This is a genomic window from Citrobacter sp. MGH106, from assembly GCF_001037495.1.
Taxonomy (GTDB): Bacteria; Pseudomonadota; Gammaproteobacteria; order Enterobacterales; family Enterobacteriaceae; genus Citrobacter; species Citrobacter murliniae.
The window spans coordinates 560,146-571,986 of sequence record NZ_KQ089822.1 but is presented as its reverse complement, the minus strand read 5'-3'; the positions used below and the strand labels follow the sequence as shown (position 1 = coordinate 571,986).

Genomic DNA, 11,841 nt, shown 5'->3' with positions numbered 1-11,841 from the left:
CTTTTTTGAGTCATAATTGCGTTAGCGCTACGCTATTCCAGCGTGAGCAGCGGCGTCGGCTTGCCGATGTGATATCCCTGTAACCACCCCACATTCATTTTTTCCAGGCATGCCTGAATATTGGCGTTTTCAACAAACTCAGCCACCACCTGCATATTCTTCATTTCGGCGACGCGGCAGAATGACTCAACGATGTAGTAGCTGATTTCACTTTCAGTGATCCGTCGAATAAATGAGCCATCTATTTTCAAAATATCTGCTTCGATATTCATCAGACGTGCATGACTGGCGAACCCGGTACCGAAATCATCAATCGCTACGCGGCATCCCAGCTTGCGAATTAAACATAGCGTTTCAACGGTTTGTTCTTTATCTGACAGCGTATCGGCTTCGGTTATCTCAAAAATAACCCGCTGGGGATCCACCGCGTAATCCTGTAAGAGTTTTGTGATCTGCGAGACAATGTTTGAACGGCATACCGTCACCGGGGCCAGATTAATAGAGAAACAACGTTTGGGGTGGCTCGACATCGCTTTCAGAGTATTTTCTATTACCCATAAGTCGATTTCTGGTGCCAATCCAGCCTCATGCGCAACCGGCAGAAAACTATTTGGTGGAATAAATTCCCCCTTATCATTCAGCATGCGGATCAATATTTCATGATACGGATCTTCACCATTGGTACTGACTATTGGCTGAGCCATCAGTACAAATGCATTGTTATCCAGTGCATTTTGTAATGCCGTGCGAATATCCGTTTTATCGACAATGTGGTTACCGAGGATCCGACTATGCTGCGCTTCAAGATTTTCAGGTCGGCCATTGGTCAGCGATAAACCCGCAGCCATGCCCAGTTTGCCAACCAATTGATAGATGTCATCGCTAATATCATTAATCAGGCAATAACCCAGGCCACTACGAAACCCCAGCCGCTGGTTGTTATGAAAGAGGCGAAAACTGTTGGCGGCCTGATACAAATCGCATAATCGCTCGTACGTACAATTTTCAAGCCTGATCAGCAGATCATAACCGGCGTGATAATAAACTTTCTCACTTTCAACTAAATATCGCTGCAGATGTTCAGCCAGAATCTTCTGGTAGCGCGCGCGAAAATGAAAACCATAGCGGCGGGAAAAGAGTTCAAGCTCAGGCAACTGAATCAGGCAGACCGTTGCGTGATCGGTAGTAAATAACTCTGTCTTCAGCGCCCGTAAATTCGCCATCCCCGTCATCGGGTCAGTCAGCCCCAACAACAAGGCCTGGCTAAACCGCTGACGGGTAAATTTAGCCAATGCTCCCATGACAACAATAGTGAGAGAAAAGACAATGATAAGCGTTGAAACCAGCGCCTGATGCAGCATAAAACTTTCGTCGCTGGCGATATAAGTGTCGGTATGCTTACCTAAAATAATTAACACGATTGTCCACACCAGCATGGTAAACGAGTGGCCAATCTTTATGGCTCCCCACAGCATTAACGGGAACAGTAGAATCAGGCAATAGAACGAGAAAAAAATATTCGTAATATTCGGTGATGTTAAACATAACATCAGACAAACCAGCAGCGTCCACCATGTAATAACACCGTATGCGCTGACATCACTTTTACCCTGATAGCCAAGGGACTTCTTAAATGTAAACAGATACGACGGGCGACGCAGGATCCGAAAGACTTTGTAGAAAAAGGGAATTCCCGTCAGACAACCGCTGGTGATCCCCTGGATGCGCACCAGCATTTCCAGACTTAATACATGTAAATTAGCCACATCCGGGCGCAGGTTGTGAGGAAAAAATACGGCCAATATTTTACTTAAAACCAGGTACAGTAAAATATTGAAGCCACATAACCAGACTATGCGATTTAGGCTGATTTTGATGCGACCAAAGCTGGCGCGGCTACGCTTGCCCGTTATTTTGCGGTAAATTGCATAGCTCAATGTTGATGCCATCGTCAGGCATAGCGCATCCACCCGTCCATCTTGTGGACCAACCAGAAACATTACCGTCAAAAACAGAATAAATCCTGGTAGTCCCCGAAAACCAAAAAGTACCAACGCGGCGGAAAAAACGGCCAACTTGAGATCGTAAACTGTTAAAATATTATTATTGAAAATACAGTAACCGTTAAGATATTGTGCCAGCAGATAAAAAAGTCCAGGCAAGGCTAGTGGCAGGCACCATTCCTGAATACTTTTGACAGAATTTGTCTTTATTATTGCGTCCAAATCAATTTATCCGCTATACACCATGCTCTGGGTAATTCGAGTTGCAGGGCAAGAGTGGCTGCCGACGGGCTTACTGTAGTAAGTGATTCGGATGAATAAACGCAGCCAATGCTTATACAACTTAAAGTATGACGAGCATATACCAACAGGACTTTAATCTCGGCTTTAATGTTACAAACAAATCCATTTGAGTCATTCGATTAACTATCGTGAAGTTTTTAACATTGAACGCGCACTGAGAAAATAAAGTAAGGTTCTGTAATGAAGAAACTATCTTATTCAGTTCGAATCAGAAAATAAACCATCAGTTATAGATAAAAATGGACATTGCATGAGAGAAGAAATGCTCTTTAGCCTCATAAAAAGGCGCCTAATTCATTGACGCGCCTTAAGTTATAAGTTTCACGCACACTCATTCCCGGCACATCTTACCAGTGCGCGCAAATTTAATTCCCATACAGTATTAATGTCAACTTTAATATAATGAAGGAATGATGATAGAAAATGTATTTTAATGTACAGTTTTGCCTGTTGACGAAATGGACAGCGTTACCTATATTCGTAACCCGTTATTTTTTCATTACCCTATCTGATCACCTGTAAATCACTTGTGGTGACAGAGGGATTTCATACCTTTCATCTATTGTAAACGGTTGAATACGGTTAGCGCGTAACAACCGGAGCACACATGTAGCGCTGCGCAGTTTCAATATAGTAAGCGAAATAGCCTAATGAGACAGGCTCTGAGCAGTAAAAAGTCTATTCAGCATATATTAGTATTATCAGGAATTAACGAAATCCGTGGCAAAGTCTCTGTTTTCCCTTAAAGCAGTTAAGGGGTGGCAACATTCAATCACCGGCAAAATAACTCAGTTTTTGCTGGCGGGGATCATCATCGCTTTTAGCGCGGGGGCCTTTACCAGTTGGAGTTTGATAGACAACTTTTCCTATCAGCAGTGGGTGCAGAGAGCTGAGGCGAATGCCCAGATCATGACCTACATTATTCGCAGCGTATATACCAACGTTTCAGTTGAAACCAGCGACGCAGGGCAGATATCCCGTATCGTATCGGACAGGCAACTTGGTGATACTGACTCTATTCTCCAGACCGGTTATAACCCTGTAGATGTTCTGGCTCTGGCATCAGTACAAACACATAACCCTACCTGGCTGTTCCTCTATACGCCAGATAAGGGATTTGTAGGCATCAACAATAAATCAGAAGAGGGAGACGGGATAATCTCCTTCGCCGATCGTCGCCCCCATGACGTACTGGTCAATTACTATATCGGGTTCGCCCAAATTAACGGCGAAGAGTGCTTCATCAGTGCTGTGCCTATTCTGACGCCGTCAGGTGAAATCCTCGGTAGTCTGATCAGCAGCATCGGTAAGAAAAGCGATCTGTACGCTGCCTACGATGCGATGCTGAAAAAAAGCGGTGTCATTTTCGTATTAATTTTACTGGTGACGCTGGCGCTGGTAACAATGTTCATGCGTCGCTTATTCCGCCCGGTTCCGCTACTGATTAACTCCCTTACCCGCATTGCCAGGGAAGAAACCGACTGCGTAACCCCTTATCTCGATCAGGACGATGAGATTGGGCATCTGGCAGGCGCTATTGAAAAATTACGGGTTGCCATGAAAGAACGCGGCTATCTGCAGCGCATGCATGAAATGTCGCAAAAGATGGAACATATGGCCCATCATGACTCGCTGACTGGCTTACCAAACCGTGTCTCTTTTGGTCTGGCGCTGGATAAGCGTGTCAGTGAAATCCATCAGGAAGGAAAGCAGTTCAACCTGCTGTTGATTGACCTCGACAACTTCAAGCCAGTGAATGATACCTTCGGCCACAAAGCGGGCGATGAAGTGTTAGTCAGCGTTGCCCAGCGTCTGCAGTTACTGCTGGGACCGGATGATATGGCGGCCCGTCTGGGCGGCGATGAATTTGCTATTTTGCAACAGGTCAGCGATAACGCCGTCAAAGAAGCTAATCGCCTGTCAAAGCGCATCATCCGTGCGCTGAGCACACCATTTAGCTCAAGCTCCCACACCTTTTCTATTAGTTGCAGCATTGGCATCACCACCGCACCTTATCAGGGCAATAACACCTCGACATTGATGATCAACGCTGACCTTGCCATGTATGCGTCTAAACATCATGGCCGCGGTTGCTTCCATTTCTTCGAAGATGGCATGGTCATGAAGCAAACACACAGCCTGTTCATTAACCAGGAAATTATTGATGGAATTGATAACGAGGAGTTCGAACTGCACTATCAGCCCATCGTTAATCTGGAAGATGAAAGTATCTGCGGATATGAATCACTGATTCGCTGGAATCACCCGACCAAGGGACTGATTTATCCTGACTATTTTATCAATATTGCCGAAAGCTCTGGTCTGATTGTGCGTTTAGGCGAATGGATTATTCGCCAGTCCTGCGAAGCGGCCGCCAAATGGCCGGAACGAATCCGCATTGCTGTCAACGTATCAGCCTACCAGTTGCACAGCCCCGGGCTGGTCGACGTCATCAAAGATGCATTACGCACCAGCCATCTTTCGGCTGACCGCCTTGAAATAGAGATCACCGAATCCGAAAAACTGGATAAATCTATTGCGCTACCCGTTCTGCAAGAGATTCGCTCAATGGGGATCGACATCGCGATGGACGATCTGGGGACAGGATATGCGGCACTGGATTATTTGCTGATCTACCCTTTCACGCGGATCAAGATTGCCCGAACGCTTATCGATAAGCTCGAGCAGGATAATGCCAGTCAGTATTTGATTGTTATGCTGATCCAGTTTGCTCACAAATACAATATCTCAGTCACTGCGGAAGGCGTGGAAACACCGCTCCAGCGCGACATCCTGCGTGATATAAAGTGCAAAAATGTTCAGGGGTACTTCTTTAGCTATCCGCTTCGCGAACGCGAGGTACTGTCTGCTTTTGCCGATGTCCTTATCGAAGAAGAGCCAGCCCATGCCTGAGATATTACGTTTGACGAAGCAAATGCTGCTCGTCGTTTCTTTGTTAATCTCTCTCTCAGCGCACTGCGCAACGAGCCTTCCGCAGGGGGCGAACACACTTGAGCAGATTGCCAGTAAGAATACGATCAGCCTCGGTTACCAGGATGATGCGTTTCCGTTCTCTTATCTGGAGGGGAAATCTCCCACTGGCTATTCCATTGATATTTGCAAAAATATCGTCAGCGCACTCAAAACCAAGCTCCAGCTTAAAAATCTGAAAATTGAGTGGGTAAAAGCAAATTCGGCATCACAGTTTGTGCTGATTAAAAAACACATGGCAGATATCATGTGCATTCCTGCTTTTTATTCAAAAAGTCGACACAACCTCAGTGAGTTCTCACTGCCGTTTTACTTTTCCAGTACCCGCTATATGATGCGGAAAAATGAATACAACAACGCTCTGGAAGAACTGTCCGGACACAGCGTCCTGGTAAAAAGCGGAACGGTATACGTAGACCAATTACAAAAAATCAATGCGGCAAATGCCCTGAATATTAACATTGAACTTGATACCAACAACACTATCGCCTTCCATGAGATCCAGAGCGGTAAATATTCTGCGCTTATTTCCAGCACCGTATTACTTAAAGGTATGATTGCACAAGCTGAAAATCCTGAGGACTATAAGTTATCCAATATTGCGCTCAGCGATCCTCTTCCCGCAGGGCTACTAATCCCTTTACACGATAAAGAATTTAAAGAGTTTGTTGATAGCACACTATCCTCACTGATAACCAGCAATGAGTTCACCGTCCTCTACACTAAATGGTTTCAGTCTCCGATACCACCAAAAGCCATCAATTTAAACATCCCCATGTCAGACAATCTGAAAGCATTAACGGCGGCTAAAAAGAAGATCAGTTTTGATTATGAAAAGTATAATTAATAATGAGATGACAATGGTGAAACGCGCCATGCACTGGTTGATCTTACTGGTTGGCATTATCGTGTCCCCTGTACTGATGGCACAGCAGGATGCCTCGACGCTTGAGCATATTCAGAACAACAGCGTACTGAACGTCGGTTATCGTCAGCTCCCTCCCTTCTCCTTTACCGACCACAACGGTAAAGTTACAGGTTATACTATTGCGGTATGTAACATCATTGCGGATAAATTACGCCTGTATTTGAAGCTCGATACCTTGACCATTCATTATATTCCGGTGAATTTTTCTGAGCGATTTTCAGCGTTAAAAAATCGTAAAATAGATATGGACTGTAGTGTAAATGCTAATGCGCCAGAACGTATTTCCAGTGTTTCATTTTCTGTCGATTACTATATCGCAAAAATGCGCATCATCTCTTTACGTAGAAATAATATACATACGATTGAAGATCTAAAAGGAAGAACGGTAAGTCTGCCAGGCAGCTCGAAAGATTTACTGGAATTCAATAAGACCAACAGAGAGAGACATCTCAATATTTCAACGATGACTTCCACAACGATAAACGGTGCATTTAATAAAATGGCGCAGAATGAATCCGCGGCATTCTTTATTGATGATATCCTGGCCTATCCTTTGATTAATCATAGTGAACATCCTGAAATATTCAGTATATCCGCAGAAACAATCGGCACTGATATGCACTATGCGATTATGATGAGGAAAAACGACCCACGGTTTGTGGCGTTTGTAGACAGTACCCTGAAGACTATCTTTGCCTCACAGACAGACGTACAGTTGCGCAAAAAATGGCTGATGCCCTATTCCTGCCAAAATATGAAAAATCAGCCACCAATCGGTTGTCCACAGCGCAATTGAACATTATCAGCGTCTGTTCACTCCCTCGATTATTGCGCCTCTGGAAGCTTCCCGGGGCGCTATTACTGCTATTAGCGGTCAATTCGTTACGTGCTGCATGGGATTTCGCCACAATCATGCAGAAGACCGATGCACTCTATGGACCAGCCAATGCAGTCGCTCAACAGCGTATCAACGCCTGGCAACAGCTTTTAATTCAATTACGTAATGCAGACGAAAAAACGCAATTACGCGAGGTAAACCGGTTTTTTAATATTCAATTACGCTACGCCGAAGATAGCGACATCTGGCATAGCGTGGACTATTGGGCAACACCCGTGGAGTCCCTGCGCAAAGGTGAAGCGGACTGTGAAGACTACGCCATCGCGAAGTATTTCACTCTCCGACAGTTGGGCGTTGCTGACGATAAACTGCGCATCACCTACGTTAAAGCCCTGCGCTATAACAGGGCGCACATGGTGTTGACCTGGTATGCCACACCTGGCGCCATTCCTCTGGTACTCGATAGCCTGACAAACACCCTTTCACCTGCCACGCAGCGTATGGATTTATTACCTGTTTACTCCTTTAACGAGAGTGGTCTCTGGCTGCCTGGCAATCAGAACAATAAACGTATTGGGGACAGCAAGAGACTTTCTCGCTGGCAGCAAGTATTCACAAAAATGCGGGAAGAAGGCTTCCCAATGGATAAATAGGAATCGTCAGTGTCTCTTTTTAAACAGTTACTATTGGCAATCTCTCTCTTTATGATGATTGTGTTCAGCGGCAGCTTTATCGTGACGCTGGAGAGTTCTCGCAATCAGTACAGCAACCAGCTTCTTGCACATGCCCAGGACGCGGCAACGGCTCTGGGCGTTTCGCTCACACCAAACATCGACGATCCGGCAATGATTGAGCTGATGGTAAGCTCAATTTTTGATAGCGGCTATTACCAAAAAATCCGCATTGTTGATCTGACAAACGGAACAACGATGCTTGAGCGGCACGCTGCGGCGTCAATACCGAATGTTCCCGGCTGGTTTGTTGATCTGGTGGATGTGGCACCACAAACAGGCCACGCGACAATCATGCGGGGCTGGCAACAAGGCGCACGCGTAGACGTCACCAGCGATCCTATCTTTGCGGTTCAGCGTCTGTGGAGCAGCACATTAGGTAATCTTATCTGGATGCTTTCCTGCAGCCTCGCCTGCCTGCTCGCAGGCATTCTGCTGTTGCGTAAACTGCTGCGCCCGCTCAATTATCTGGCGAAACAATCGGAAGCCATTACACGTCGCGAATTTTTGACGTTGCAAGAACTGCCTAAAACACCGGAACTGAGGCGCGTCGTCGGAGCCATGAATTTGATGGCCACTAAACTCAAATCATTATTTGAAGAACAAGCCATCAACAGCGAGCGCCTGCACAATGAAGCTTATCTCGACAGCCAGACCGGTATTGCAAATCGTCGGGCGTTCGATATGCAGTTACAGGCGCGCCTGAGTGATACCGATACCGCACCAGGATATTTGATGTTGATCCGCGTTCAGGATTTAGGGGGGCTGAACCAGCGGTTTGGTGGGCCACATACCGATAAACTGTTGCTCAACATTGCCAACCTGCTGAATACGCATAAAGCAAAGTATGCTCCCCTCGACAGTACACTCGCCCGTATTCGTGGTGGCGAGTTCGCCCTGATCTGCCCAGGTGTCACACAGGGTGAAATGCTGGAACTGCGCCATTCACTCACGCAAAAGCTGACCTCATTTTATGCCACTGGAATGTCAGACCAGCAGCCGGTCGCCTACTCAAGCATGGTGCCATTCAGCGCTGGAGATAACGCGCAATCGCTGTTGATTCAGGCCGACCGCCAGTTGGTGGAAGCAGAAACGCACACCGACCATCAGGGCGTTACCGCCATCGGGGTGGCAACGGTGAACGAAGATCAGCATTTGTGGTTTGTTCGCCTGGAACAGGCGCTGGAGAACCAGCAATTTCAGTTGGTTTATCAGCCCGTTGTGGATTGTCATCAGCCGGATAAGATCCTGCATTACAAGGTACTGTCGCGCATTGTTGATGAACAGGGTAATACCATTAATGCGGGTCGATTCCTGCCGTGGATCCACCGCTTTGGCTGGAGTCATCGCCTTGACAAGGTAATGTTAAAACTGACCTTAAATCAGCTAAAAATCGCACCCGGAATGTTAGCATTGAGTATTTCTGGCAGCTCGCTAGCCAGTGCCAGCGCTATTTCCGAGCTCTTAAATCCACTGAGATACTCCCCTAAGCTTGCCAGTCAGTTGATCCTTGAACTGGATGAAAGCCAGTTGCCAGGGCCGGGCCAGATGGCGATGTTTGTTAAAGCAGTGAGTCAGCTTCGCTGCTCGCTGGGCCTGCAACACTTCGGTAGCCGCTTCGATATGATTGGGCATCTTTCGCAATGGGGACTTGCCTGGCTGAAAATCGACAGCAGTTACATCCGCAATATCGATAAAGAAAAAGATAAGCAGTTGTTTATTGAAGTGTTGTGCAACGCCACACGCAGTATTGATTTACCGCTGATTGCTGAGCGTGTTGAAACAGAAGGTGAACTAAAAGTACTACAGGCATTGGGGGTTGACGGTGCAATGGGGCAGCTTTTGGGTGAACCCGCTCCACGTTGAAAAAACAGGCAGGCTGCGTAGTAGTCTGCCTGTTGAGATTAAAAAATGCGATCATCGCCGCCAAGCAATTGCTCTAACCCGCCAAGTTCCTGACGGGCGTTCGCACGATTCATCAGTTTAACCTGCGCCTTCGGCGGGAGATCCGTAATGGCAATAACACCTTTACGGATCAACAGGTAAATCAGATCGTCCAGCACGCGTACCATTTCCAGGTCACTCTTTTGCAGCATGGCGAGGAACTGTTGGTTATCAATTTCAGCGCTTTTGCTGTCGTTTTCACTCGCGGACTGCATGTTTGTATCAGGTGGTAGCGAATTCATGTTATTGCCTTATATGTGATGTGACGCGGCTGCCCTGTCCCATAGAGAAGTAATTATTGTTTGGTGAATATGTTTTTTTGGCTATCGGTGAAAACGGCGTACCGTGAACAGCACTCGGCGTTAAGCACCTCGAGTAATTTCCTGACCATAACCTTACTCAACTCTCATCATTATTTTTATAACCCTATTAATAAACTCACAAACAAATATCACATTAAATTAATGTAAACATTAAACACTCAATATGGAAAAATACACATTTTTAAAAACGTATTTATATGAGACTTGACTGACAAATGAATATAATAAAAAATAACTAAAATTAAAACACGATATGACAGAACATGTTTCTGAATAGCCGCATGCAATATTCGATCTGGATAATTCATGTTTGTTAATTAATATCACGCATTTGTAAAAATAGATGATGGTGAAGACATATGGATGTCATAACCGTGAGATACAGGGCATTCATGTTATGAAGATATTTTTAGTTTTTCTGCTTTCGTTGTTTTCAATAAATTCAGCCTCTGCAGAAGACTTACGCAACACCGTTAAAGATGCATTAGCTAATCATCCAGAAGTTAATGCGGCGATAAATAGTCGTTACTCTTCAGAACAAGATCTTCGTGCCGCACAAGGTGGGTATTTACCGTCGCTGAATTTGAATGCGGAGGCTGGACGCAAAAATATTGATGATGCAACAACCCGCGCCGCTGGCAGCGCTAACGGTATGACCCAGTCTCCCAATGAGGCAACGCTTAGCCTGGAACAAAATGTGTTTAATGGTTTTGCAACCACCAGCGAAGTCGCCCGGCAAAAAGCCACCGTTGACTCACGCGCTTACAGCGTTATGAACACCAGCGAAAACACTGCATTCTCTGTGATTCAGGCCTACTTTGATGTGCTGCAACGTGAAGAATTTGTCCGCCTTGCCGAGGACGATCTGGCAAACCATGAACGCATTTACGATCAAATAAAACTTCGTACCGATCAGGGCGTTGGCCGTTCAGGCGACTTTATGCAAGCTGAAGCTCGCCTGGCGCAAGCGCGTAACAATTTGCTGACCGAGCAAACCAATCTTGAAGATGCGAAAACCACCTTTTTCAGCGTAACAGGTATGGATCCGGAAGGTTTAAGCCAGCCGGAAAGCATCGATACACAGCTCCCGACCTCGCTTGAAGACGCCAAAAGTAGGATGGAGAAAAACAGTCCATTACTGAAGTCTGCCAATGCGGATATTGAAGCCGCACACCAGCAGTACGAAGCGACAAAATCAACCTTCTATCCACGTGTTGACGTTGAACTGTCACGCGGGATCAGCAACAACACGGATACCACCAGTGCGCACGCGGAACAGTGGGAGGCGATGGTAAAACTGCATTACAACCTGTACCAGGGCGGCAGCGACAAAGCGACTATGGATTCTCGCGCCTACCTGCATAAGCAGGCTCAGGATGTGCGCAATAACACATTACGACAGATGAATCAGGAATTGCGTCTGGCCTGGACTGCATTACAAAACGCACGTGCCCAGCTACCATCGGCAGAAGAATATGCCGACCGTAGCGTAAAAGTACGTACCGCTTATCAGGATCAATTCAGTCTTGGCGAACGTACACTACTGGATTTACTTGATAGTGAAAATGAAGTTTTCTCATCAAAACGTCGGCTTGTTGAATTGCGATATCTGGCTGTAACCAGCGGATATCGTATTAGCGAAAGAACGGGTGAATTAATGAATGTTCTAAAAATCACCCCGCCTCCATCAGGGCAACCAGTGGATTCTGAAGAAGAAACCAACTTGCCCGAACTGCATTAATAATAAATTAAAATAAATCTCTGACTCCGCGCACTTATC

General features: G+C 46.0%; 8 protein-coding genes. 6 read left to right on the top strand and 2 right to left on the bottom strand.

Annotation, left to right across the window (positions count from 1 at the left end):
• Window positions 1-32: 32 nt before the first annotated feature.
• The gene (locus SK36_RS02555; protein WP_331456586.1) at window positions 33-2,000 is read right to left on the bottom strand and encodes a sensor domain-containing phosphodiesterase; all 1,968 of its coding nucleotides are present in this window, start codon (window positions 1,998-2,000) and stop codon (window positions 33-35) included.
• Between the two features lie 1,026 nt (window positions 2,001-3,026).
• On the opposite strand from SK36_RS02555, the gene SK36_RS02550 reads away from it, so the two are divergent.
• The 5 genes from SK36_RS02550 to lapD are packed head-to-tail and all read left to right on the top strand — an operon-like array spanning window position 3,027 to window position 9,660.
• Window positions 3,027-5,219 (top strand): putative bifunctional diguanylate cyclase/phosphodiesterase, encoded by a 2,193-nt coding sequence (locus SK36_RS02550; protein WP_048220675.1) that lies wholly within the window; start codon window positions 3,027-3,029, stop codon window positions 5,217-5,219.
• On the top strand, window positions 5,185-6,144 hold the full coding sequence (locus tag SK36_RS02545) for an amino acid ABC transporter substrate-binding protein (RefSeq protein ID WP_231593087.1): 960 nt from the start codon (window positions 5,185-5,187) through the stop codon (window positions 6,142-6,144). Before SK36_RS02550 ends, SK36_RS02545 begins: the two co-directional genes overlap by 35 nt.
• A 13-nt stretch (window positions 6,145-6,157) precedes the next feature.
• Entirely contained in the window at window positions 6,158-7,021 is an 864-nt protein-coding gene (locus SK36_RS02540) for a transporter substrate-binding domain-containing protein (protein WP_231593066.1), read from the top strand.
• Window positions 7,018-7,716 carry a cysteine protease LapG gene (gene lapG / locus SK36_RS02535; protein WP_225761611.1) on the top strand — a complete coding sequence of 233 codons (699 nt, stop codon included), beginning with the start codon at window positions 7,018-7,020 and terminating at the stop codon, window positions 7,714-7,716. Before SK36_RS02540 ends, lapG begins: the two co-directional genes overlap by 4 nt.
• Window positions 7,717-7,725: 9 nt before the next feature.
• Window positions 7,726-9,660 (top strand): cyclic di-GMP receptor LapD, encoded by a 1,935-nt coding sequence (gene lapD, locus SK36_RS02530; RefSeq protein WP_048220671.1) that lies wholly within the window; start codon window positions 7,726-7,728, stop codon window positions 9,658-9,660.
• A 38-nt stretch (window positions 9,661-9,698) separates the two neighbouring features.
• Here the strand turns inward: lapD and SK36_RS02525 are convergent, their stop codons facing one another.
• Complete coding sequence (locus tag SK36_RS02525) at window positions 9,699-9,980, bottom strand: hypothetical protein (protein WP_045446764.1); 282 nt, start codon at window positions 9,978-9,980, stop codon at window positions 9,699-9,701.
• A gap of 478 nt (window positions 9,981-10,458) precedes the next feature.
• Between SK36_RS02525 and SK36_RS02520 the strand changes: the two genes are divergently transcribed.
• Window positions 10,459-11,802, top strand: a complete 1,344-nt coding sequence (locus tag SK36_RS02520) for a TolC family outer membrane protein (RefSeq protein WP_045446766.1) — start codon at window positions 10,459-10,461, stop codon at window positions 11,800-11,802.
• Window positions 11,803-11,841: the final 39 nt, after the last annotated feature.

Bases quoted from the DNA above. Each gene is read 5' to 3' on its own strand.
- SK36_RS02520 (WP_045446766.1), top strand. From the start codon at position 10,459: ATGAAGATATTTTTAGTTTTTCTGCTTTCGTTGTTTTCAATAAATTCA.
- SK36_RS02555 (WP_331456586.1), bottom strand. From the start codon at position 2,000: ATGTTTCTGGTTGGTCCACAAGATGGACGGGTGGATGCGCTATGCCTG.
- SK36_RS02540 (WP_231593066.1), top strand. From the start codon at position 6,158: ATGGTGAAACGCGCCATGCACTGGTTGATCTTACTGGTTGGCATTATC.
- SK36_RS02545 (WP_231593087.1), top strand. From the start codon at position 5,185: ATGTCCTTATCGAAGAAGAGCCAGCCCATGCCTGAGATATTACGTTTG.
- SK36_RS02525 (WP_045446764.1), bottom strand. From the start codon at position 9,980: ATGAATTCGCTACCACCTGATACAAACATGCAGTCCGCGAGTGAAAAC.